The 25,217-nt window shown below is 49.1% G+C and carries 21 protein-coding genes; 5 read left to right on the top strand and 16 right to left on the bottom strand.

All coding sequences use genetic code 11. From position 1 onward, the window contains the following. Positions 1–11: 11 nt before the first annotated feature. Positions 12–452 carry an ImmA/IrrE family metallo-endopeptidase gene (locus tag AC4G46_RS10360; RefSeq protein ID WP_491127861.1) on the top strand — a complete coding sequence of 147 codons (441 nt, stop codon included), beginning with the start codon at positions 12–14 and terminating at the stop codon, positions 450–452. Positions 453–601: 149 nt separating this feature from the next. On the opposite strand, the gene AC4G46_RS10355 is transcribed toward AC4G46_RS10360, so the two are convergent. The 3 genes from AC4G46_RS10355 to AC4G46_RS10345 form a co-directional block, all read right to left on the bottom strand. After that, a complete protein-coding gene (locus AC4G46_RS10355; RefSeq protein WP_491127860.1) occupies positions 602–1,333 on the bottom strand; it encodes a restriction endonuclease in 732 nt (243 codons plus the stop codon). A gap of 101 nt (positions 1,334–1,434) precedes the next feature. Then, positions 1,435–2,073: a hypothetical protein gene (locus tag AC4G46_RS10350; RefSeq protein ID WP_491127859.1), complete on the bottom strand. Its 639-nt coding sequence runs from the start codon at positions 2,071–2,073 to the stop codon at positions 1,435–1,437. Next, positions 2,063–2,524 carry a helix-turn-helix domain-containing protein gene (locus AC4G46_RS10345; protein ID WP_491127858.1) on the bottom strand — a complete coding sequence of 154 codons (462 nt, stop codon included), beginning with the start codon at positions 2,522–2,524 and terminating at the stop codon, positions 2,063–2,065. Before AC4G46_RS10345 ends, AC4G46_RS10350 begins: the two co-directional genes overlap by 11 nt. 153 nt (positions 2,525–2,677) lie before the next feature. On the opposite strand from AC4G46_RS10345, the gene AC4G46_RS10340 reads away from it, so the two are divergent. From AC4G46_RS10340 to AC4G46_RS10330, 3 genes are all read left to right on the top strand, one after another. Further along, on the top strand, positions 2,678–4,231 hold the full coding sequence (locus AC4G46_RS10340; protein WP_491127857.1) for a recombinase family protein: 1,554 nt from the start codon (positions 2,678–2,680) through the stop codon (positions 4,229–4,231). 224 nt (positions 4,232–4,455) lie between these two features. Further along, positions 4,456–5,790, top strand: coding sequence for a hypothetical protein (locus AC4G46_RS10335; protein WP_491127856.1), 1,335 nt, complete (start codon positions 4,456–4,458; stop codon positions 5,788–5,790). A gap of 663 nt (positions 5,791–6,453) precedes the next feature. Then, a complete protein-coding gene (locus AC4G46_RS10330; RefSeq protein WP_491127855.1) occupies positions 6,454–7,452 on the top strand; it encodes a YheC/YheD family endospore coat-associated protein in 999 nt (332 codons plus the stop codon). Between the two features lie 404 nt (positions 7,453–7,856). Here AC4G46_RS10330 and AC4G46_RS10325 read toward each other — a convergent pair whose 3' ends face one another. The 11 genes from AC4G46_RS10325 to AC4G46_RS10275 all read right to left on the bottom strand — a co-directional run bounded on the left by AC4G46_RS10325 (position 7,857) and on the right by AC4G46_RS10275 (position 21,901). Then, entirely contained in the window at positions 7,857–8,117 is a 261-nt protein-coding gene (locus AC4G46_RS10325) for a hypothetical protein (protein WP_491127854.1), read from the bottom strand. 125 nt (positions 8,118–8,242) lie between these two features. Then, positions 8,243–8,617, bottom strand: coding sequence for a hypothetical protein (locus AC4G46_RS10320; protein WP_491127853.1), 375 nt, complete (start codon positions 8,615–8,617; stop codon positions 8,243–8,245). An 858-nt stretch (positions 8,618–9,475) separates the two neighbouring features. Further along, entirely contained in the window at positions 9,476–11,209 is a 1,734-nt protein-coding gene (locus AC4G46_RS10315) for a prenyltransferase/squalene oxidase repeat-containing protein (protein ID WP_491127852.1), read from the bottom strand. A 3-nt stretch (positions 11,210–11,212) separates the two neighbouring features. After that, complete coding sequence (locus AC4G46_RS10310; protein ID WP_491127851.1) at positions 11,213–12,196, bottom strand: sugar phosphate isomerase/epimerase family protein; 984 nt, start codon at positions 12,194–12,196, stop codon at positions 11,213–11,215. 174 nt (positions 12,197–12,370) lie between these two features. Then, entirely contained in the window at positions 12,371–13,243 is an 873-nt protein-coding gene (locus AC4G46_RS10305) for a carbohydrate ABC transporter permease (protein ID WP_491128840.1), read from the bottom strand. Positions 13,244–13,317: 74 nt separating this feature from the next. Next, positions 13,318–14,220 (bottom strand): ABC transporter permease, encoded by a 903-nt coding sequence (locus AC4G46_RS10300; RefSeq protein ID WP_491127850.1) that lies wholly within the window; start codon positions 14,218–14,220, stop codon positions 13,318–13,320. An 82-nt stretch (positions 14,221–14,302) separates the two neighbouring features. Then, positions 14,303–15,892, bottom strand: coding sequence for an extracellular solute-binding protein (locus AC4G46_RS10295; protein WP_491127849.1), 1,590 nt, complete (start codon positions 15,890–15,892; stop codon positions 14,303–14,305). A gap of 344 nt (positions 15,893–16,236) precedes the next feature. Continuing rightward, positions 16,237–18,411, bottom strand: coding sequence for a helix-turn-helix domain-containing protein (locus AC4G46_RS10290; RefSeq protein ID WP_491127848.1), 2,175 nt, complete (start codon positions 18,409–18,411; stop codon positions 16,237–16,239). A gap of 87 nt (positions 18,412–18,498) precedes the next feature. Then, on the bottom strand, positions 18,499–19,692 hold the full coding sequence (locus AC4G46_RS10285; RefSeq protein WP_491127847.1) for an MFS transporter: 1,194 nt from the start codon (positions 19,690–19,692) through the stop codon (positions 18,499–18,501). Between the two features lie 20 nt (positions 19,693–19,712). Further along, positions 19,713–20,684, bottom strand: coding sequence for an ROK family protein (locus AC4G46_RS10280; protein ID WP_491127846.1), 972 nt, complete (start codon positions 20,682–20,684; stop codon positions 19,713–19,715). A 38-nt stretch (positions 20,685–20,722) separates the two neighbouring features. Further along, positions 20,723–21,901, bottom strand: coding sequence for an ROK family transcriptional regulator (locus AC4G46_RS10275; RefSeq protein ID WP_491127845.1), 1,179 nt, complete (start codon positions 21,899–21,901; stop codon positions 20,723–20,725). A gap of 388 nt (positions 21,902–22,289) precedes the next feature. Between AC4G46_RS10275 and AC4G46_RS10270 the strand changes: the two genes are divergently transcribed. Continuing rightward, a complete protein-coding gene (locus AC4G46_RS10270) occupies positions 22,290–22,757 on the top strand; it encodes a MarR family winged helix-turn-helix transcriptional regulator (protein ID WP_491127844.1) in 468 nt (155 codons plus the stop codon). 48 nt (positions 22,758–22,805) lie between these two features. Here the strand turns inward: AC4G46_RS10270 and AC4G46_RS10265 are convergent, their stop codons facing one another. Beyond that, positions 22,806–23,021 carry a hypothetical protein gene (locus tag AC4G46_RS10265; RefSeq protein WP_491127843.1) on the bottom strand — a complete coding sequence of 72 codons (216 nt, stop codon included), beginning with the start codon at positions 23,019–23,021 and terminating at the stop codon, positions 22,806–22,808. Positions 23,022–23,247: 226 nt separating this feature from the next. Then, a complete protein-coding gene (locus tag AC4G46_RS10260; RefSeq protein ID WP_491127842.1) occupies positions 23,248–25,128 on the bottom strand; it encodes an LTA synthase family protein in 1,881 nt (626 codons plus the stop codon). Between the last annotated feature and the right edge of the window lie 89 nt (positions 25,129–25,217).

The following is a 25,217-nucleotide window of genomic DNA, read 5'->3' as shown; positions in this document are numbered from 1 at the left end:
AGGGATACAGCATGATCAAATCCACTGTAGCCCAACTGATCAAGAAGCACAGAACCAATGCCCCATTTGAGATTGCATCCCAGAAAAACATCCTGGTTCTTTTTGAATTGTTGGGTGACATGTTAGGCTACTATAATTCCAGTCGTCGATTACAAATGATACATATTAATAACGCTGCCTCTGAGCAGGACCAACGTTTTACTTGCGCTCATGAATTAGGACATGTCATTTTGCACCCGAATGTGAACACCCCATTTCTACGAAGACACACTCTTTATTCTGTGGATCGGATTGAACGGGAAGCGAATCAATTTGCTGTGGAGCTTTTGATGCCTGATGAGTTGCTTTATGAATCTAAACATAAGAATTTGACTGTGCAAGAAGCTGCGGCAATTTACGGGGTTCCTTCTGGGTTTGAACGTTTAAAGAAAATTCCTGATTTTGAATTATAACTATGTCTGATTGTTATCACTAGGTTAGGCATATTTTTATAAAAAACAGGCTATGGTAGCGACTTCCGTCTCATACCATAGCCTGTTTTTCAAAAGAGATTGCCTAAAATCCAGAGTATTGAAGAACCTGGTATTGGGTTAGTGATCTGTTACACTACTTCAATTGTTTTAATATGCCGGCATTTGGGAAAGCTGCTGCAGCCATAGAATTGACCTTTAGAGCTATTTCTTAGGACAAGTTTGCTTCCACACTTTGGACAAGTGTATTCATCTACCGGCATCTCCGCAATAACTGCTTTGGGTGAAGGTGCTGCTCCCGGATTCATGGCAAGAATCATCTCAATTAGGGCTTCGCGGTTAATTAGCTTAACCCCGTTGGATTTCGCCAGATCATAGGCAGCCGTTGTATAATTACTGTTCGATACAACCCAAGCTTCTGACGCTCCATAGTGAGCAATAGATGCTTGCGCCTCCTGCACAGCCTTGATTCCAACATTTTTGCTATAGCGTTTGGCTTGAACAACAATCTTTTTATTATTCTTCTGAATAATGAGATCCGCCCCATAATCTCCAGCAGCCTTGGTTACTTCAGCCTTATACCCTTGTGCTCGGAAAAGATGCCCTAAATACTTCTCAAACTGAACACCTTCCATTTTGTCAATGTCAATAATCCCTGACTTCTTCAGGCGTTCAGCTCGTTTTTGTCCAATAATAATCATTATGACGATTACTATGGCAATCCCAATAATTGCTCCGACTACAGCACCTTGAATAGATTTTGTTACATAATATCCCCCAAATGCCAACCCCATTGCCGCCAAGCCAACCAATCCTTGAAAAAACTCTTCCTCCTGCTTTGCTTTACTTTTTCTTCTTGCCATTAGAATCCCCTCCGCTAACAAAAATGTCATAATTCAACATTCTCCGTCAAGGAAGGAATTCCCTCTTTTTCTATAGCACTTTAGACCCAGTGGTTAGAATCTCAAAACAAGGAATCCTGAATTTCCGGTGTCAGGAACATATCCAAATTCATTACACGAATCCGGCCAAACGGATCAATGAAATCTTTAAGATTATAAGTCACAATGATATCAGCGTTATGTATAATAGCGGCAGCCATCACAGGGTAATCATCCATATCTTTAAGCGGCTTTTTACGTCCCCGTTCCTTCTTCGCTTCCTCCTGTAACATAGCAATTGTCTTTCCCAAATACTTCTCTATCACATCCTGGCCTTTATTGCTCCATCCGTACTCCTTCTGTAAGATCTCTTCTACAATCAATTTATAATCATCTGAAAATTCAGGCCAAGCAATGTATGCCAATGAATCCAGAAATTCCACATTAAAAATTCCATCGAACATTTTGAAGAGCGGCATAAGTTTATCATGTTCAAAAGCCACCGGTCTCATCGGTCCATCCTTTTCCGTACGAATGGCTATACCTCCTGAGCGCAGCAAGCCATAGAATTCTGCCTGAACCGCTTTGGGCAGGCAGAATTCCACAAGACCGTTGATGTGCAAATCATATAACCGGTCGAATTCCTTACGAACCCTATGGTTACGGTAAATGAACCGATCAGCGAGTATGCAGCCATCCCAGATTACAATTTTAGTCTTCATCACGGTATAGATCCTTACGATTAACGAGTTCCATCTCAACAGCTTCATTGAAAATGGCTTTTTCAAGCACTGACACTTCCGCCTCTGCAGGAGGACTTTTAAATTGCTTCTTTGGAATTCGGATGTCCCTGCTATGTTGACTGGTACGTTCCCACTCAATTTTATTGTGCTTAATCCATTTATACACTGCTTTATCCGTCACATTAAAGCGATGAGCAACCTCTTGAACCGTATAGAAATCATCTGATTGGAAAGCATTACTCAAGGCCGGAGTGAATTTAATCTGGTGCCTTTTATGAAATCCCGGTTTACCCCTACGCAACACACTTCTTGAGGAAATGATTACAGAAGACTCTAAAATAGTCTGCGCATTGTGAATATCCTGAGCAGTAACACTGCCTGACTCAACCTTTTCCAGAAAATGAAGCAAATTCTCTTTAACCTTTGACATAAGTAGCACCTCCTTAGCTTTAGTATATCACAATAGAATATAATTCAACCATAATTCAACCTAACCGAACATAAAAAGAAATGGTTATTTGATGCGTCACCCATTATAATACATCCATAAATATTTCCTTATAACACAAAGGGGATGTACATAATGAATGTAGCTCTTTACTTGCGAAAGTCCAGAGCAGATGAAGATGCTGAGCGGCGTGGCGAAGGCGAGACTCTGGCCAAACACAAAACAGCGCTGCTCAAACTTGCTAAACAATTAAAATTAAATATCATTCGTATCCGCGAAGAGATTGTCAGTGGTGAAACCTTAGTACACCGTCCGGAAATGCTGCAGCTATTAAAAGAGGTCGAATCCGGTGAATATGATGCAGTTCTGGTTATGGATATTGACCGTTTTGGACGCGGCAATATGCAAGAGCAAGGGTTGATCCTGGAGACCTTCCGCTCAGCTAAGACTAAAATTATCACTCCACGAAAGACCTATGATTTGATGGATGAATTCGACGAAGAATATAGTGAATTTGAAGCTTTCATGGCCCGTAAGGAACTTAAAATCATTACCCGTCGTATGCAGGGAGGCCGGAAGCGCTCTGCAGAGGAGGGTAATTTTATTGGTACTCGTCCACCATTTGGTTACCAGATTGAGAATCTTCCAGATGGTCGCGGACGCACCTTAACCCCCCATCCAGAACAAGCTGAAATCGTAAAACAAATTTTCGCCTGGTATACCCATGAAGATCCTGAGCAACAAAAAGGCGGAAGCAAAATTGCCTCTGAATTAGAACGGCTTAAAATTCCATCCTACAGGGGCGGCAGTTGGTCTGCTTCCTCAGTCTTAACCATTCTCAGGAACGAAGTATACATCGGAAGAATTCAATGGGGTAAGAAAGAACTGAAGAAAAGCAAGGACGGAAGCAAACACCGTACCTCACGCCATAGGAGCCGCGAAGAGTGGGTTGATGTTCAAGGTAAGCATAAACCTATTATCGACAACGAAACCTTTCTGAAGGCGAACCGGAGGCTCTCAGAGCATCACCATTCTCCACACCAATTCAATTTAGACGGCAAACCACGAATGACTTCAGCACTAGCCGGTCTTGTAAAGTGCTCCGAGTGCGGACTGACCATGGTTTATCGTCCCTACGGCGAACGACCAGCTCACTTTCGTTGTAATACAATCGGTTGTCCTACCCGCAGCAGCCGATACGATGCTGTGGAGGCCAGGATCGTTGAAGGACTTGAAATTTGGCTAAACGATTATAAGATCAAATGGGGAAAACGAAATCAAATTACACCTCAGAGCGAACTCAAGCTAAAAGAACGAGCTCTGGCTTCACTGCAGAATGAACTAAAAGAACTTGAGAATCAAAGAGGAAAATTATTCGACTTCTTGGAACGAGGTATTTATACAGAAGAAGTGTTTATGGAACGATCCCAAGAAATCTCTAAACGAATAGCTGCAACAAACGAGGGGATCACCAGAGTACAAAAAGATCTAGATCTGGAACTAACCCGCAAAGAAGCCAAAAGCAAGATCATCCCCATTGCAGAATCTGTTGTGAAGTCATACTACCAGACCAACAACCCCATGAACAGGAATGCGTTATTGAAATCTGTGCTTAACAAAGTGGTTTATAAAAAAGGGCCTACCCAGTCTAAAGAACAGTTTGAGCTGTTCCTGCACCCACGTCTATGATGTGGGTGTTATTGTTCATGGAGACAAAATTAATATATGGAAAAGGTGGACATTCGATATAATAGACCCATACAACAAATCACTTCAAGATTCACTGTCTTTTGGAAGAATTATGTATATTACTGATGTTAACATGTCGAATATTAATCCATGGATACAGTGAACAAGTGACACCATATAGAATTAATTGCGAGTAGCCATTTTAGATCAAGGAGTTAAAGAAGATGAATAAGAAGCGTATTCCCCAGATGCATAATAACAATCTCTTTCCAAATGTTTCAACCGTAGCTATGTACAGCCCTTTTAATCAAATGATTGGATTTAATAATATGAGTCAACGAGCATACAATGAAATATTCAAGCAAAATCCTTATGATATTAAATGGCGTGAGGAGACGAAAACAATTATACATGAGGCATGTCATTATGTTGATCATCTAACAACTCTTAGGGGACAACAACTGTTGGCAACAGTGTATGACTCGATAAACGCCAGAGTATCCAACAACGAACAAAACTTCAATCGTATGATAAAATATCATAAAATTTCCAAAGAATGGCGCTACGGGGATTATTATAAAACATCCATTCCAGGTGACTACGAATCTAGTGTCGGAAAATGGTCTTGGAGTACATCCTGCGGTTGTAGATTCGATCAATATGGAAATATAGATGAATCTAAACCAATAATATTTATGCGATTCGACTATGAGAACAAAGGTAGTATTGCACGTATTCCATTATCAACTGAAGCATTGTGGGAAACAAGTACAACAGCTGAGGAAATCAAATATCATCTTTACTCAGTATTTAAACAAAATCCAGATCAATGGTCACTAGAATTAGCCCTTTGGAAAAAAGAACTATTAAATCAAACTTACAATTCAGAATTACTTGTTTATTCCGCTGCAGCACATTTAGTATCAAAATATACTGCTGGAGAAGTTTTTTTAACATTCTTGACTTCAAAAGTTTTAGCAAGACTAAGTTTGAATTTACCTATTAAATATTGCAAACATATAAAATTCCCTAATAATAATTTCTTTGCCAAACACAAAAAGAGAATTGAGGGTTTTAGGAGGAATGGAGAACCAAGTTTTATTTATTTTTTATTATCTGTAAATCTTGAAGAAGAACTATTGAAGCAAGGCAAAACTATTTTAGATATAACAAATCTGAATATAAAGGAAACAACCATTGAAGATTTAATGAAAGTTGAATTGGACATCGAGAAAATTTTATCGATTAATGGGTTGCCTTCAAAAAAGGTTCTTGAAAGTGAAATAGTGGATGAAATGCTTTCTTTTGAAAGAAAGGTCTTTGACGGTCCTTATAATCAGTACTATAAAGATCAAATGAAATTAGGAATCGAACTCTTTGATAATATAGGAATTGAAGGACCTCAAAACAATCCATTATTTTATTTGGATATTATGAAACAATATGGAATGCCAGTTTTTTTAAACGATGATAATGAACCAGCACTTGAAGATCGCTATTTGAATTTTTGGGATAGAGAAAGGGAAGTGGATGAGTTTATAAAAGCATGTAACTATTGAATAATTCTTCAAATAAAGCCAAGGAACTTGGACATGTCAGGATTTTTATTTTAGTTTCACCGGTATCATTTCTTTAATTTAGACTCATTAACGAAACGAAATTAAGTCAGTGACAATGAAGTTCAAAAGAGGGATACTCATATGAGATATCCCTTGTATGTAATTCATTACTGCTGTCGTACCAAAATAATCGATTGAGGCTGTATCATTGACCATCAAGATACTCTTCGCTCCTGTGACCTAAAGAATCGTAAACGATCAACATCAACCTCCTTACCCATCAACTTTTGCATTCATAGTCCAAACATTTCGAAATTAGTTAATATCATCCTACTTTCTTATGGGAGTGACAGGTGTATCTCATCAGAATAATTGACATGCGCCTCGGGCAATCCTAGATCGGCGGTTAAACGAACAGTTAACTACCTGCCTCATATTGAATGCCCAAAACATGCTCATCATTCAGACCGAAGCAACGCGGCTCACAGTAGACCTCATCAGATACTACAAACTTTTCATGAACTACCTTATGCATATAAGGACCGTTAAGGCTGCTGCTACTATAAACCCCATATTGATAAAGCTAAATTACTGCTCTCACTTTGTTAATATCCTTTCTACACCAACGTCGTCTATGATGTAGGTGTTATTGTGTTTACACCCATGGATGTCAATACGGGGAAAGAGCTGATCCATGCCATGATCTATGACCCGGTGAGCGGCAAATGGTCGCGCAAATGGCGGTCTTTCCCCAATATGATCTACGACCGCTGCCGGATTCAGCGCAGCTCCCGCTTCGAGCAGCTGCTGCGCTTCCGTTCACGCTACAATCACCTGACCTTTCTGAACCGTCCGCTGCGCAACAAATGGACGATCCACCAGACCTTTTCACAGAAGACCCGCTTCCGCCAGCATATGCCCGAGACGCTGCTCTATCAGTCTTCGTCCGACCTGCTGCGGATGCTCAAAACAAGTCCGGTGGTCTATGTGAAGCCGATTAACGGTACAGGCGGACGCGGCATTTTGCGGATCGAACGGCTCAAAGAGGGGCAGAGCCTCTACGATATTCAGGGCCGCCGCCAGAACCGGCAGATCATCTCCCCGAGGAAGGTGACGCTGTCGAAGCTGGAGGCCATTGTCCGCCAATGGTGCGCCGGCGGGCGTTTCCTCGTCCAGCAGGGCATCCCGCTGCGTCTGCCAGGCGGCCTCTTCCATGACTACCGCATGCTCGTACAAAAGAACGGGCAGGGCGTCTGGGAGCTGACCGGCATCGCCGGCCGCGTCGGTGCCGCCCGCAGCGTCACCTCGAACCTACACGGCGGCGGTCATGCCGTCCGTGCGGAGGTGCTGCTGAAGGAGTGGCTCGGCAGCGCGGAGAAGGCCGACAAAGCGATGAAGTCGGCTGAGAAGCTCGGCCTGGAGGCCGCCGCCTTCCTGGAGGAGAGCTTCGGCACGTTATGCGAGCTGGCACTCGATCTTGCGATCGACCGGCAGGGCCGGATCTTCGTGCTGGAGGTCAACCCCAAGCCGGCCCGCGAGGTGTTCGCCCGCACCGGCGACAGCAACACCTACCGCACAGCGCTGGTGCGCCCGCTGGAGTACGCGCTGTGGGTGCACAAGAACAAGAGCACGCCTGCGTCCGCTAAGGCGGCGGAGGAATAGCCATTACCACCCTGTACATGTACAGGGTGGTTCTCATGAGTGCCCGGTGAGCGGCTGATGTGCTGTGGTGCAGGGTGCAGATGTGCTGAGTGCTGATGTGCTGATGCGCAATTCGGCTGATCAGCTGCTCGACTGCCCGGCTACTCGATCGCCCAGTTCTCTGAATCAGCTGCTTATTACTAATTTAGTTGGATTTTCGGCACTTAATTCCATACTTTTCCGCAGATTGTCGCCACTAGTTGGAAAAATGACACCTATTTCAAATGAAAACTCTTCTTTGGTGCGAATCTGCTGGAATTAAGTGTCCTTTTTCCAACTAATATTGAAATACCGTTGTTTTACGAAGAAATAGATGACGATTTTCCACTTAGTTTGCTGAGAGTACGCTCTGAAGAGAAGATTTTTCAAAGAAAATAATCAGCAAGCTCCGACGACCAACCTATGATGTAAGGCGCCAAGAAAAAACATACAACTGTTAGGAAAAAACATGCAATTCTCAGTTTCGGCTTGTTAAATTTTACTGTAAACAGTATGAAAAGTACGTAACCCACCGCAATAGCCGCTAACACGCTTACAGGAATTGCCGGGTCATTGTAGCTGGGGTTTAACGTAAAAAATACAAATCCGTCCTCTTCTTCACCGCCATACTCCAGGCCCTGCAGCAATACTAAACAACACGAACAATATGCTCACCAGAAGTACCAGATGCGTCCCCCCTTACTATTTTGTATGAATAAAGCTTACCCTTAAGCTTATATAGCTGTGAAAGCAACAATCAGCGACTCCCGTATCATCCTTCTATTAAGCTGTAGAACCTGACTTCCCCATCAGCAGTTTCAGCAATTATAATATCATTCCGTTCTTTTGCACTGAATATTTTTGTACCTGCTTCCAGCTTATTTGCGGTTCCATTCTTGAATTCCTTTCCGTCCTTCCTCTGTTCTATTACCTCTGTTATTTCTTTATCTTTGGTAAGCATTAATTCGTCGACCCAGTCGATACCTGCGCTATAAATGATATCCTGGTACATAAAAATGTTGGCATCGGGATTCGCGTTTAAGACATCGTTGGCTGTTGGATTGCCGGTTGTGTCTGATTCTGAATTTAGAGCGCATCCGCAAAGGAACAATAACAACAGCAAGGCAGCTATCAAAATTTTACGCATTACACACGCTCCTTGATCATTTTTATAAGATTGCGGATCAACCTCGCCAGCCGTCTCATATAAAACGTTCGCGATATTCTGCAACTTTCCTGCCAATTGCTGCTTCTACTTTTTAAAGGAACCAGGCAAATTATCTGTAACGGACACAGATGACCTTACTTTCGCTAAAACCCGGTTTTTGAGACGCTAACGGACCCTAGTGATCTTATTTACCTCTATTTCTCCTCTAACAGACTATTTATAGGAAAATAACGGCGCTACAGTCCGTTAGCCTAGCGGATTGTCCTCTGCAGTCGAAATAAGGTCACTCAGGTCCGTTAAAAGTTAGTCGGTAACGTTTGGGAGTTGGCAATTGGCAGGGAACGTTTACAACAGGGAGCAGACAGTAGTGGGTAATTTATTGGCGGGTACGGGTTGGCTTCGTGGGGCGAAGGTTCTGTTGGCGGGTCAAACGTGGGGGGTTGGGGGTTGGGGGTTGGGGGTTGGGGGTTGGGGGTTGGGGGTTGGGGGTTGGGGGTTGGGGGTTGGGGGTTGGGGGTTGGGGGTTGGGGGTTGGGGGTTGGGGGTTGGGGGTTGGGGGTTGGGGGTTGGGGGTTGGGGGTTGTTTAGGGTCAGCGGGTCATAGGTACTTGTTGACGTTTGTGGTTAGCAGACGGTGGATAATAGCTTGGTGTTTGAATGATTAGCGTTTACAGTTGGGGGCCGGAAGGGCACGGATGGCGTTTACGGTCGGCGAGGCGGAAATGCGACATTCGGGGTCGGCAGTCGGTGGGTCCCGTGAGCGGCCTTTAGCGTTTTCGATCGGCGCGGGGAGGCGTAAGCACCTTGCCTAACTCAATAAAACAAACAGCCGCTCCGTTAGGAGAGGCTGATGCGCAGCGTATAATCCAGCGGCGTAATAAGCGTTACAATGACCTTCTGGCAGCCGTCCGGGTAGCCCATGCCCCGGATTTCAGCCAAATGATGCTCGTGGCTGCCATGCTCAAGCTCCATCCAGTCTCCGCCGGAGCTGTAGCGCAGCTTGCCGGATTTCCAGAAGGAGGCCTCCTTCAGTCCCGGAACCGGCGTCAGCGCCTCTCCCTCCAAGGTGCCTTCACTGCCGAAGAGCAGCACGATCTGGGTCAGCACATCCGCCGGTGACGGCGATGTGAAATGCAGATCCCAGCCTCCGCTGTGCTCGCTCACCTTGACGGAGACTTTACTGATCTGGGAATGGGTAAGCGGCCTTTCGCCGTGCGGAAGCAGATACCATGGACTGGCGGGCAGCCCTGAAAGCGGCGGCAGCTTGTCAGCGGGAATCGTGCCGTAATAGCCCTTCTCCCCGGCGGACTCCAGCAGGAAACCTGCTTCGGTCTCCACCAGGGACTCCATAGTGATCAGCCCCGGCTCGAAGCTGGAAGCCAACTGAACTCCTAACAGCCGCGCCTTTCCGTGCCTCAGCGAGAACAGGGAGGACGCCTCGGTCATCACGCTCACACTTGTGGAGCCGCTGCGGACCCGGGCTACCGGAGCCCCGAATTCGGTATGCTGCTTGCTGTGGCGGACAGGGCCGCCATAGCCATCGTGTCCCATCCGGTCCAGCAGCTCCCGGCGGTTAAATGCGCCGTTGATTACCTTGCGGTACTGGCCGGGCAGCTCTCCCGGCTGCACCGCAGCCGATTGCAGCTGCGGGTACAACAGGAAGCCAAGCATGATCTGATTCGGCAGCGAACCGGGGTGAGTAACAGATCGGCCGGCCAGCTCGGCCAGTGCAGCAAACTCGGCATCCCCGTCAAGCTCAGCCATCAGCTTATAACACAGATAGTAGTCCGCCAGCGAGAAGACACTGCCGAAGTCCTGGCGTCCCGAATAATCGGTCACTACCTCCCCGTCAGGGTGGACGAGATATTTCATCATCCGCAAATTCCGGCGGACGGGCTCAAGCAGCTCAGGCCGGTTCAAGTCCTGGGCGGCATAATAGAGCATGATGTCACTGACCGTGTTGTAGATTCCGTTGCTCCGCTCTGTCCACTCTCCGTCCGGGGTGATGTCCATCCCCTCCTGCAGCCATTCCTCCGCTCTGCGCTTCAGCCCATTTTCTCCGAAAATCCGGTACAGGGAACCGAGCGCAGCGGTCAGTACCCAGCGGTGGTTGGGCGTATGCACGCCGCCGGTCAGCATCGCCGGAAATGTCCGCTGCAGAAACATGCCGATCATCTCCTGAACCGTGCCGGCAGGCTCCCAGGCCTGCTGTTCCAGCAGTGTATAGATATTGGCTAGCCCTACTACCACAAAGGCCGTATCCGGCGGTGAATGGTAGTTGGTCCAGCCCGGAGAGATCGTGCCGTCCTCATGCTGGAACCGCAGCATGAAATCCGCCGCCTGGTGCAGCTGCTGAAGCAGCGCCGGATCGCGGTAATACTGCGACTGCGGATTACAGAGTGCGGCAGCCCAAGCCGCAATGTACTGGGCGGTGCCGGTATGATTCGGCCAGGCTACGCCGCTTAACGGATCACGCACGCCTCCGAAGTAGCGGCTATCCCGGTCAGCTATTTGCATTGCCAGCGACTCCTGTGCCCACTTGTCATTTATAGCCGTTATCCTGTTGAACATGTGCTATTCCCCTCCAACTGTCCGCGCAAGCCGTCCCCCGGTGCGCCGGGCTATCTTTGAAACAAGCATCTGATGACTCTGTTCAATATCCGCCGGGGTGCAGGCCGCTTTCAGCTCATACACCTTCACCGGAGCCTGCGCAATTATATCGAGGAAGGAATCGAAGCCTTCCGCATCCCCGCTGTGCACATATGGACACCAATGATCCGATAGTCCAATCGTTTCATGTATATGGACGCCTACAATATCTTCTATCATTGCATTCGCTTCGTTCACATTGTCATAAAGCCCCATCCGTCCCATCATCATGCCGTGGCCGATGTCGTACCACAGGCCGAGCGGTGCCCCCTTCAGGCCTGAGATAATGGTCCTGGCCTCCTCCAGTGTCGGCATCTGATTGCAGCGCGAACGGGTCTCAATCCCGAATTTTATTTTGTACCCGCGTCTTGCCGATTGCTCGCACACGTCGTCGAGGCTGCTTATAATGCGCTGAATATAGCCGTCGCTCAAGGCTTCCCGGCGCTCAATCATTTCAGCCCAAAGCCGCTGATACGCGGCGGACTCCCGTCCTTCTGTGCTGTAAATCTCTTTAAGCTGATGGTCAATATCCCGGTCAAAAGGCACCTCGCCGGGATGCACCACAACGGCCTCCGCCCCATAGCGGTGGGCGTATTCCGCCGACTGCAGCAGCAGCTCTACCGCCCTGTTCCGCCGCTCCTCGTCCTCAAAGCCAAGCAGGATTGAATCCGTACCGTAGTCGGGATCGGCTATATGCGGGAATGTATTGTGTACACTGGAGATGCCGATCTCGCCTCGCTCAATTAGCGGCTCAATCGTCTGCAGCATTTCACGGGTTACATTGTAGTTCAGTTCAACTCTGGAGAAGCCCAGCGAACGGATTTCCTCTATCATCCGGTCACCGGATTCATGCCTTCTGATATTCCAGCAGGTCGAGAAGGAGTATTGCTCTTTTGATGTGAATTCCACTCCGTTACACCTCCTCAATTTTGATTGTTAGCAGAAGTTTTCTTGCCATAAACTGTTTTGACTGCTTTAGAATACTTTAAATTTCCAAGATTTCTTAGATTCCTCCGATTCCTAAGGCCCCTTAGATTCCTTTGATCTCAGATCCCACAATCCCAAAGCTCCCCATACACCGTCTTATCCCTTAACAGCCCCGGTCATTACACCGGACACAAAATATCTCTGCAGCCAAGGATACACCAGCAGAATAGGCACTGTCGCGAACATTACCGTTGCAGCCTTCAGGCTTTCCGGCACTACTGTACTGATGGCGTTGCCCTCCATCCGCATCAGATCTGACACCTGGCTGTTCTGGATCATCTGGTACAGCTTAAGCTGCAGCGGGTACAGCTCCGGCTTGGTAATATACATCAGCGTATCCTGGAATCCGTTCCATCGGCCAACCGCATAGAACAGGCTTAAGGTGGCAAGCACCGGCATGGACAGCGGCAAAATAATCCGGAGCAGTGTGCCGAACTGGCTGCTGCCGTCAATCTCAGCGGACTCTTTTAACGCATCCGGAATACCGGCGAGAAAGGAGATCAGAATGATCATATAGAACGGGCTGATCAGCCCCGGCAGAATAAGTGCCCAGATCGTATTAAGCAGGTGCAATTCACGCGTAAGAATGTATTCGGGGATAATTCCGCCGCTGAAGAACATCGTTACTACAATGATGAACATAAAAACTTTGCGGCCCTTCAGGTCCTTTTTGGATAACGCATAGCCGGCGGCAACCGTCATCATCATGCAGAGGACCGTAAAAAGCACAGTCAGAAATACAGTGAACCCCAGCGAACGGATCATTGCAGCATCACTGAACACTTTTTTATAAGCCTCAACATTGAAATCCAACGGCAATAAAGTGACTTTCCCCGATGCGATCGGCACAGTTCCGCTGAAGGATACGGCCAGAATATGAATAAACGGAATCAGACATGCCAGCACCGATAGAGTCAGACAGACGATAATGACCACATCAAATGCATTGTTAGTTGCTCTTTTGTTTATTGTGTTAGTCGCTTTTCTGCTCATTATGTTAACTGCTCTTTCACTCATAATGCACACTCCCTGTCACAAGGTTGTTATAGGATACTCTCGTCCGTGAGCTTTTTGGAGATATAATTGGCCGCCAGCAGGAAGATCAGTCCGACCACCGCCTGGAACAGCCCGACTACTGTAGCCAGCGTATACTGCCCCGATTCCAGACCGATCCGGTATACGAAGGTACTCAGTACATCCGAGTATTCTCTTACAGCCAGGTTGCCGATAACAAACGGACGCTCAAAGCCGATCGAAATCATATTCCCCAGATTGATGATAAGCAGCGTAACAATCGTCGGTTTGATTCCCGGAATTGTTATATGCAGAATACGCTTCAGCCTGCCTGCCCCGTCCACTTCAGCCGCCTCGAATAACTCCTTATTGATGCCGGTAAGCGCCGCCAGATAGAGAATCGTCCCCCAGCCCGCACTTTGCCAGACCCCTGTCAGGAGATAGGTGATCAGCCAGTAATTTTTATCAGAAAGGAATGGAACAGCATCGAAGCCGAGGCTCATCAGCAGATTGTTGATCATACCGGACTGAGTGCCGAACAATTGATAGACGATTCCCCCGATGATTACCCAGGAAATAAAATGCGGAATGTACAGAATGGTCTGGGACAGCTTTTTGAACCAGGCCACTTTAAGCTCAAACAGCATGATAGCCAGAATTAACGGTGCCGGAAAAGATACGATAAGATCGAGAAAGTTCAGCATCAGCGTATTGCGCAGTGTCAAGAAGAAATCATGATTGGCAAAAACCTCGCGGAATCCGTCCAGGCCGATCCATTCACTGCCGCCGATTCCCCTGAAAAAGTTGAAATCCTTAAAAGCAATCTGCACACCGTACATAGGGCCATATTTAAAAATAATGAAAAAGGTTATAGGCAGCACCAGCAATGCGTACATCTGCCAGTTTCTGCGGAAATATCGGGCGTACCCCATGGGCGGCTCCTCCTTTGCTGTGCCTTGGATGTTAAGGGGAGCAGCACGGCGCCAAGCCGCACCGCTCCGTCAAGATCTGTTATTACTGCTCGCTATACGCCGCTTTGCGCTCATCCAGAATCGCCTGTCCGCCGCTTCCCATATAGTCCTTCAGCATGCTCTCATAGGTTGCGTCGAATTCTGCCGGCGACACCATCGCCGATTTAACAATCAGCTGCTTGGCCTTTTCACTGAGAGTGGTGCCGTATTTACTCTCTGCTTCAATCGGACGGCTGGTATACACTGGCTCAATGGCATCGATGTTTGAAATATCAAGTGATTTGGCAATGATATCCTGATACTCAGGCTTGAAGCTCTTCACAAAAGCCTCATTGTTCTTCTCCTGGCTCTCGAAAATCCGGCCGTTAGCGATAATCCCGATATCCCCGCCGCCCATCAGCTTGTTTGTGGACTCAGCTGACAAATTCGGAATGGCAACCGGCACGCCGTCTTCCAAGGTGTAGTGCTCGCCCTCAATCCCGTTCTGAATGTACATCAGATGGTCCTCAGAGGCCATCCAGTCGAGATATTTGATCGCTTCAACCGCATGCTTGCTGGATTTGGGAACCATGATATACATCCCGTTCGGGGCAGCCACCGGCTTGGCGTGCTTGCCTTCACTGTTCGTATAAGGATCAATCGCGGTCAGGACCGCATCCGGATGGTTCTGCAGCAGCAGATCATAAGCGCCGTCCGGATAAAAAATATTGTCATTGTCCTCACTAAACGCACCTACGAGTCCGGAGCCGACATTCTGCTTCAGCGTTTCTTTATTTTCATCCAGGGCAAAATCCTTGCTGATCAGCCCTTCGTTATACAGCTTGTTCATATATTGGACGGCATCCTTGAAGCCCGGCAGCAGAATCGGATAATCTCTGGAGCTCAGTGTCTGGGTCAGCTCGAATCGCTCCTGCTCAGTCACCGGCTGGATAAACGACCAGATCAGCGACTCATATTGTCCAGGGGCAATCGTCATACCGAGCGGAATAACCTTACCTCCGGTCTCACCCGGATCCTGTTCTTTGAATGCTACCAGGGTGTTATAAAGCTCCTCAGTTGTTGTTGGAACCGGCAGCCCCAGTTTATCCAGCCAGTCCTGGCGTACAAAGGAGGCGTATTTCCCGACGGTAGAGCGTTTGGCAGGGATGCTGTATTGGACGCCTTCATATTGGCCGTATTTCAGTGTATCTTCACCAAGGAAGGTTTTCAGGTTCGGCCCGTATTCATCCAGAAGCGGAGTCAGATCCGTTAAGCCGCCTTGCTCAGCATATTTATTGAAGGTACCGGAATCGTAGGTGAACACAATATCAGGGACATCTGTGCCGCTTGCCATCAATACGTTCAGCTTGGTTACTTCCTCCGAACGGGGAATAGGAACAAATTCAACATCGATGTTGTTCGGCTGGCCAAAGCTTTCTTTAACATAGTCGGTCAAAAAGTTATCCGATGCCGTAAGTCCTGCCGGTGCGTTGCCGCGGTCAAATACTTCGATCTTTAAGCTTCCGGCCTGTTCTGATCCGCCGTCACTCGCACTGGTACTGTTATTCTGCGAACACGCAGATAATAATACTGAAGAAGCAAGAACCGCCGAAAGACCCAAAGCCATTTTCCCTTTGCTGTGACCGTTTGCCATATTCCCTCACCTTACCCTTTCGAATGCTGGTATTAATCCAGTCGTCTCTGTCTCTGCTATGCTATCGACTTGATCATGGGATGAATTATTACATCGTTTTCGAGAATGTACAATATACATGTTTCTTTGCGTATTTTCATGAAAATCATAAGAGTTTACGTCATTTTTCATGACATAATATACAGTTTTCCAGTGAATTTAGGGTGTTAAATCGTTGAAAACCAAAATACATAACATATAAATAACATGAAATGTTCTAGAAGTGTTAGTTGTTTCCGATAAAAAAGCGTAAATTCCGGCAACATGGCTTCCGGAATTTACGCTTGCATTTGCTCTTCTGCATCTTACGGATGATTCAGCTTCCGGTAATCGCCGGGAGTCATTCCGGTAACCCGCTTGAAGACCCTTCCGAAGGTTATAGCGTTAGCATAACCAACCTGCAGGGCAATATCCTGAATGCTGACCTGCGTGTCGTCCAGCAGCTCCTTCGCCTTGTTTACCCGCAGTTCCGCCAGAAAGTCAACAAATTTCATATTGAACTCTTCCTTAAACAGATAGCTGGCATATTTGCCGGATATCTGGAACCGTTCGCTCAGATGATTTAAGGAGAGATCCGGATTGGCGTAATTATCCTCTATATAATGCTTAACTTCCTTGATCATGACACGGTGACTCTTGAGCTCATTCACCGAAACATAGACATGGTAGGTTTCATTCAGCCATCCGGTCAACAGCTCCCTGATCTCCTCGAGATCGGTACTTCTGCGGATTTGCTCCTGCAAACCTGCAGTGCCGGTTAATGCGAGCTGCCGGTCCAGTGTTTCCGAGATGCCTTTAAGCTCCTGCTCCAGTGCCTGCAGCATGACCTCCAGCAGCATGTAAATCTCTTCATCCTTCAAGCGGTCCTTACGGAAGGAAGCAAAAATCTCCTCCAGCCTGCTCCGCCAATTCTCCCCGGATAGCCGGAATTCACGGACAAGCTGGGTGAAATTCCCGAAATATTTATAGCTCTGCAGCCCGGGCTCCTCCTGCCGGTCCATATGAACCGCAGCAATCTCAGTTCCGAGCGCCAGCCTGTGGCTCAGCACACCGGCAGCTGCTGTATAGGACAAGTGAATATCCTGCAGTCGGTCAACTGTGTGACCGACACCAAAGGTAAGGGAGAGCCGCAGATTCTCCAGAATCCAGCTGTGACAGCCCCTGGCCAGCTCGAGCAGCAGCCGGGAATCATCATCTGAAGCACGGTGCCGGAGGCCGATCAGGACAGCAATCCTTTGTCCGCTTACCCATTCCGACCATGCCTGAAGCTGTTGCTCGGCCATCAGGTCACTGATTACACTCGTCAGGGCGAATTTAAGCAGATTCTGCTCCTGCCGGGAAAGAACCTTCAGCTCATCCGCGGCATTGATTTCCGCCGCAAATACAGCAAAGGCGGCAAACTCTCTTTTTCCCTCAAAAGGATCAAGCGCTGTTAGTCTTTCAGGTACATCCTTCAGACGTTCACCGCTGATGATATCCAGGAACAGCTGCCTGCGCCGGATCAGCAGATTTTCATAACGTTCCCGCTCATAGTCGGTTGTCAGCTGTACCAGACTGTCCAGGGCGGTGTGCATCAGGGCCAGCTCATCCGGGTTAGCAGCAGCGGCCGGCTCATTTTTGCCATGGGGCTGCATGGACTGAATCCGTACCATCAGCTGCTGGATCGGCCGGTAGTTGCGCCGGGTGATATAAATGATATACAGCACTCCCAGGGAAATCGTCACCAGCCCGATCACAATCCAGACATAGGAAATGACCGAAATCCAGTCGAACAGCCGCCCTGCCCGCAGTCCGCTCTCAAAGGTCCAGCCCAGCCTGTCCGCCTGAATGGTGGATAGCTTGCGGAGATTGTCATCATCTGAGGTCTGCGATGAATCATACAACAGGGTGCCTGCGGAATCTTTTATCCGGACAAAAGAAAGCTCGCCGTTCGTTAAACCGTCCACCAGACGCTCCAGTCGGTATACGCTGATATTGATCACGATGTAACCGTCTGAGCCCAGGGGAATCGGAAGCCTTCTGGCAAGACTGACCACCGGATAATCGGCCTTGGCATTTCTTGGATGGTACATCCGTACCGGACTCCATCCGGTCTGCACCTGCTGCTGTGAAATCTGATCGATGTATGCTCCCTCATGCGTTAAATCCAGGTCCACGTAGCCGCTTTGGCTGAGAATCTGCCTGTCCTTGCTGCGGTAAATGTAGATCGAGTCGATAAGGCTGATGCGTTCAGCCAGACGGTTCATGCTCTGGACAATCTCGTAGGAGCTGTCACCCGGGTAGGCTGCACCGGACTTATCAAAAAAATCGTTGTAGGAATAGTTATTCTCTATCTCATCCAGCACACTGAGCTGCACATCACTAAATGTCCGTTCCACGGTATCTACAATGTAGCTGGTTGAGATGTAATTCGCTTTTTGCGTCTCGCTGCGGGAGAGCTCTGTAATGATCATAAAGGCCAGAAAAATAAGTACAGACACGACAAGAAGAAAGACAGGGAAGTATGAAAATAGCATCCGACTGTACCAACTGCGCTTCATAGCTCCTCCCCTCCCTTTTTCGAAATGTTAACGACTTGAATGCGAGACAGCCTTAACCCTGTACAGTAATAAAGCACCGGCCGCAGCGCTGACCGTACAGGCAAAATACATCAGCCCCGGTCCGCCCGTCTCCAGCAGATAACCGTTCAGCAAATTCCCGGCGATTCCGCCGAGGCCTACAAACACCATATTGAACAAGCTTTGTCCTGTAGCCTGCAGCTCCTTGCCTGTTATCGAAGCTACATATTCCACAGCAGCAATATAGAAAAAGCCGAAGGAAAGTCCGTGCAGCGCCTGGACACCTATCATAACACCGGGAACCGGAATGAGCCATTGTATGGCCCAGCGGAGCATGTAAGCAACGGAAGCCAGCATCAGTGTTTTTTCATAGCCGTATTTGTTCAGCACTCTGGATGCGGCCAGCATTGCCGGAACACTGGTAATAGAAGCAATCAGCAGCGCAATGCCCGACAACGAGAAGCTGCCTCCGGCCATCTGAAAGGTCAGCACGAAAAAGGAATTGAACGCAGTCAGCGTCTGGTTGACCAGAAAACAGCCGGCCAGAAACAGCAGAAACACCTTGTTGCCCAGCAGCTTTCTGATCCCCTGTGAGAAGGTCACGCTGGTGCTTCTCCGCTCCACACTAGTTGGAATAGTGATTACCAGCGTAAGCGCGAGCAGGTTAAAGATCAGGAACGGTATCCAGAGCTCCGTTACTCCCAGCCAATTGAGATACATTCCGCCAAAATATCCGCCCAGCGCCGTCCCGGCACTGCCGAACAGCCGGATTGTGCCGAAGGAGGTGCCTGCCGCCTGGGCCGCCCTTACCGCATAGGAGTCGGCAATCGGCGTCTGTGTACTCTGAAATATAGTGTACAGGCTGTATACCAGTACTATAACCATCAGCCATCCCAAATTATAAAAATAAACGATGGTTCCGGGAATAATCAAGGTGAGCATGAGCACCAGCCTTGTCCGCTGATAGCGGTCTACCAGAATCCCCCACAAGGGCTGGAACAGAATCGCCAGCAGGGTGCCGAAGGCCATCATAACCCCGATTGCCTGGCTGCTCATGCCTTGATGAACCAGCAGTGAAGTGACGTACGGATTGAAGCTTCCCCCCGCCAGACCCGTGAACAGGTAGAGTCCGCGCATTTTCAGCAGTACCTCGGACTCCTTACTCTTGACCGAAAATCTTGTTATGCCCAGTTCACGTTTCATGATCTAACCCTCGTTTCTATTTAATTACCTGAAGTGATCCTGCTTCTTACAGCCGCCGCAGCTCCGATCGCCCCCGCCCGGTTGCCGAGCACCGCTTGCCTGATTACCGGCGGCTGATGCGGGGTATACCGGCTGACACGCTTGATAATTTCGTCTATATATCCGGGATTCTTCTCCACCACTCCGCCGCCGAGAATGACGAGCTCCAGATCGAGCGTGAGCACTATATTCTTGATAACAGCCGCCATGTGCTCGTATGCCTGATCCAAAAGCTGCAATGCCGCTTCATCCTCACGCCGGGCGGCTGCAAAAACATGCTCGGCCCGGACCGGTCCGCCCTGCGCCAGTTCGCGGATTAAAGATTGGCGGCCGCTGCTGTGCAGGTAATCCGCTGCCTTTGCTCCGATCCCTGTGCCGGACGCCTCCATTTCAAACGGGCCGAACTCGCTGTACTCCGGATCAGCTGCCGCAGTGTACTCGCCCGGCTTAACAATGAGATAGCCGATCTCGCCGGCGGCGAAGCCGGCTCCCCGGTACAGCCGCCCGTCCAGGAACAGGGCGCTCCCGACTCCGGTTCCAACCGTAATCATGATGAAATGCCCGGAGCCGGCAGCCGCTCCTGCCGCATGCTCGCCCAGTGCTGCCATATTGACATCGTTGTCGAGCACGACAGCTCCCGGATAACGTGCAGCTATGAGCGGACGGATATCAACGGCAGGCCAGTTCAGCGCTGGTGCACTGGTAAGGGTCCCTGTACGTTCATTCATCACTCCCGGAAAGCCGATGCCTACTCCCTTAAGCGATGATAGTGTACCGCCGTTTCGGATACAGCCTTGCTCCAGCTCATCGAACAACCAGTTGAAGAACCTTTCGGGATCACGGCTCAGCTGTGTCTCCAGCTTATGTTCCTCCAGAATATTGCCCTGCTCATCTGTCAGGCAGAGCAGTGTTTTGGTTCCGCCGACATCGATTCCTGCGCTAAATAGATTCATTGTGAATTCCTCCGCATGTTATGGTTTCTTATTCCGGCCTACTGTCCGCGAATACGGCGAAAAGCAGCCTGTAGGGCAATCTGCATGGCACCGAGCACAACATCCTTATCCCCGCGGCCGGATACGGACAGCTGCGGCTTGCGCTGCAGCTGCGCCAGCTCCGCTTCCAGCCTGTGCAGCAGCAGGTCCCCGTTTCCGCCGATCCCGCCTCCCAGCACTACCCGGTCCGGAGCGATTACTGCACAAATACTGCCAAGTGCTTCTGCCAGCAGGCGGCAGTATGCATCCAGAACGGATTCTGCGAGAACATTGCCGCTGCGGGCTTCATTAAATATCTGCTCTGCAGATACTCCCGGCACTGCCAGCAGTGGAGCTGCCGCCGCTGTTTGCTGTGCAGCGGCTATGCCGGAGGCGAGCTGCTTCAGTCCGCCCGCAGACAGAATATCCTCCAGCCTGCCCGCGCCAAGCACCACATTGGCTAATTCACCGGCACCGCCGCCCAGCCCGCGGTAAATCTCCCCGCCGATAATCAGCCCGCCCCCGGTTCCTTCACCGATGGAGAAGTACAGCAGGGAACGGTTTTTTTCCGCTCCGGACAGGGTATACTCGGCCAAAGCAGCCAGATTGACGTCATTCTCGGTGACCACGGGCACCGGGAACAGCTGCGCCAGATTCGCCAGCTTCAGCGCAGCTTCGCGGCCACGCAGCGGCAATACCAGCTCGGACACTTCGCCGTCTGCAGGATTGACAACACCGGGAATACCGAAAGCCGCCGCCTGGATGCTGTCCCAGTTTAACCCGGCTTCGGCAAGAAGCCCTTCAAGGCCCTGCACCAGAAAGTCCTGAAACTCCGGCTCTACCAGATGATCTGCCGGCATAGCCAGCTGCTTGTAATGGCAAATCTCTCCGCCCATATCCGCCAGAGCCATCCTGATCCGGGTCGCCCCCAGGTCCGCGCCGATGACATAATAGCATTTCCGGTTAAATTCAAGCAGAGTGGCCTTGCGGCCCTGGGCGTTCTCCGCCCGTCCTGTTTCTCTGACCAGTCCCCGTCCGATTAACTGGGTTACCGCCGAGGATACGGTCGGCTTGCTCAGTCCCGTTTCACGGCTAAGATCCGCTCTGGATTGCGGTCCGCCGGCAATAATCCGGTTCAGGATCAGCATTTCATTCATATTGCGCATCGCTTTCGGCGTTCCTGCAGATGACATGTTCATCGTTCGCCCTCTACTCTCATAATTTGCCTCATACTCTCTTATATTCCCCTGAACCTTATAATTAGTAAAGTTTCTTAACTTAATATACAGATTGCCTCAAGATTTTTCTAGTCTTTTGTAAGGTTTAATTACATCCTCAGGCAGAGAAAAATTTTATTAGTAATTGCGATAGTAAAACTATTATTAGGTAATACCCGGCTTTTAAAATCACCAGATATTCCGCCATGGTTCTGCTCCTGCGGTTCAAAATCCCCCTCTGCTTTGTCTGGTAACAATGGACCTTCTAGTATTATTATGTCCGTTCACCTGTCGGAGCGAGAGTTACCGTTTCCTTTTCCCCCTTACCTTGGGCTATAATTATAGGTAAATATGCTTACGGGGTGTACTAATGAACGAAGACAGGTATAACAAAGTAGACGGCCTTATGGGGGCTTTTCAGCAATTTTCCCGGCTGAACTGGCAAAAGACGACAATGTTCGGGCTAAAGCCGAGTGAAATCCGGGTACTGATTACGATTCGCATGGGCAAAAAAAGAACGGGAAAGGACACGCTTACCGTCTCGGAAGTCAGCAAACTGCTGCGTGTAACCTCTCCCACCATCACACAAATGGTGAACAGCCTGCTCAGCCAGGGACTGGTCGTGCGTACCAGCGACTCCCAGGACCGCAGGATCAGCGCGATCCAATTGACGGAGCAGGGCGAGCAGCTCGCCGACCAGGCTATTGCCAAAATCCGTGAGACGTTCAAGGGTATGATTGACCATCTGGGTGAGGACAAAAGCGCTCAGCTCATCGAGCTGCTGGATGAAGTCCACGCCTATTTCGAGCAGCTGAACGGACAGGCGGATTACTCTTAATTTGGTGTAATATCACTCACCGACGTCCGGCCGCACCTCTTCGTCACACTACCGGGGAGAATTAACGGGAATTTCACCTTTGATTCCGCCACTCCGCCCGTTTCTCGCCAAATCAAAGGCATTTTTGCCTTTGATTTCGCCACTCCGCCCCTTTCTCGCCAATTCAAAGGCATTTTTGCCTTTGATTCCGCCGCTCCGCCCGTTTCCCGCCAATTCAAAGGCATTTTTGCCTTTGATTTCGCCACTCCGCCCGTTTCCCGCCAATTCAAAGGCATTTTTGCCTTTGATTTCGCCGCTCCGCCCGTTTCTGCCCGCCCCGCCGTCTTCTAATAACTAAATACCTTCAGTCCCCCACTCATATCACCATCCCACCTATCTCCAACGCCAAGGCGTCCCCCAACATAAATAAAAAAACACCAAGTGCAGGATTTCACCCACACTTGGTGCTCATTCTACTCCTATTTCATTACTCCCGTTACTCCAGCCATGTCTATTTCTCCGTCTGATCCGCCCGGTCCGGCAGCTGCAGCAGGTAGCTGTTCGACAGGCTCAGCAGACGCTGGACTGCGGTGAACTGCGATTCCGTCGAGCCGCCGGCCAGACTGGAGTTATCCAGCAGGCTGTAGTTGGTACCGTCAGCATAGCCGTCACCAGTGACGTAAATGCTCTGGTTATTAATGAAGGAACCCGTCGGCAGGAAATGCCGCACCGGCAGCAGATTACTGTCCTGATTAAACAGGTCTTCGCCAAAATGCAGCTGCCCCGCTACGGAAACTCCCAGCAGATTAGCAACTGTCGGCAGAATATCAACCTGGCCGCCCGTTCCGCTCATGACAGCAGGCAAGCCGCCGCTTGGCGAATGGACAATGAACGGAATGTTGAACATATCCGTATAGCCGTAGTCATGACCGACCAGCCCGTTAATCAGCTCCTTCTCCCCGCTGTCCAGCGTATACATCGGCACCCCCTGGTGGTCCCCGTAGAAGACAACCAGGCTGTCATCCCACAGGCCGCCCGCCTTCAGCTCCTCCAGAAACTGCCCCATGGCATAATCGGCATAGTTCTGGGCCTGAATATAATCACCGAGCAGCGTTCCCTTGTAGCGGTCAGGCAGCACCATTTTGTATTTTTCCTCAGGAATCCTGTAAGGATGATGCGCACTCATAGAGATCACCATCGCGTAGAACGGCTGGTCTCCGGTATCCATTTTGACCAGCTCGGGTACAGTCTTCGCAAACAGCACCTCATCTGAAGAACCGAAGGCAATGTGATCGTCATCCCCGTAAAAGGCCTGATCATAATACTTGTCAAAGCCAATCGCTTTGTACAAGGCGGTGCGGTTCCAGAACTCCACGCTGTTCGTATGGAACGTCGCTGTCACATAACCATTGCTGCCAAGCAGCTTCGGCAGGCTCGGTACCGCTTTTCTCATATAGTCAGAGGAGGTCGCCGGTTCGTTCTTGGGCACATAAAAAGAGGTATTTACCGCAAACTCGGCATCCGAGGTTGTCCCCTGCCCTGCATTGGTGTAAAAGTTGTTGAAGTACGTATTTTCGCGTACCAGCCTGTTGAGGTTAGGTGTAATTTCCTGCCCGTCAATGCTCAGCCCGATCAGGAAATTCTGGAACGATTCCATCTGCACCACAATCAGATTCCGGCCTTTGTCGGCTCCGAAGTAGAGCGGCGCTGCCGGCTCCTTGATCCCTTTAACCTCATTCACCGCCTGCTGCGTGATGTCCTGAGGGGCAATCAGTGCCTCATCCTCTGTCGTGTCAGCAAACAACGTGTACAGCTCGTAGTTCAGGATCCCCATACTTTCCGCTTTTTTAATCTCGTTCATGCTTGCATGGTTAGGCCAGATGTTAAAGACACACAGGCCAATAGAAACCGCAGACAGGATCAGCAGCGCGGGCCGGCTCATCCGGATTGCCCCCCGTTCCTTCCACTTGGCAATATATTTGGGACGGAACATGAAGAACAGGAAGAAGATGATATCGACAAAAATAAACAGGTAATACGGTGTAATCAGCGAATACGTGCTTTCCCCGACCTTGGTCACTTTATCCGCCTGCTGAAGCGCGTGATAGGTAGCAATGACCCCGTAATATTTGTAATACATCAGCACAGCAAAATAGATAATGGTAATCAGCAGGTTTGTGATCATGTAATAAAGAATTTTCCGTTTAGAGGCCAGCCATTCAATCAGGCTGAACACAATCAGGAAAAAAGGAATCTCTGTGAATGCCATGCTCCAGCTCGGGCCTCCGCTGAAGACGACAAACCAGGCTACGGCACTTTTGATCAGCAGCACAATGCTGAATAGTATGATAGGTCTGCTGAACAAGCGTTTTATCGCAGATTTTTGGTACATTTTGACTCCCCCTAGATTTTCAGAAAAAAATCATTTTTATTTCAAATTTTGACAGCAGCATTCGTCACCAGCCCGATGATCCACTTTAT

It is taken from the genome of Paenibacillus sp. fava2, assembly GCF_058313675.1.
This window is presented reverse-complemented; position numbering and strand designations above follow the sequence as displayed.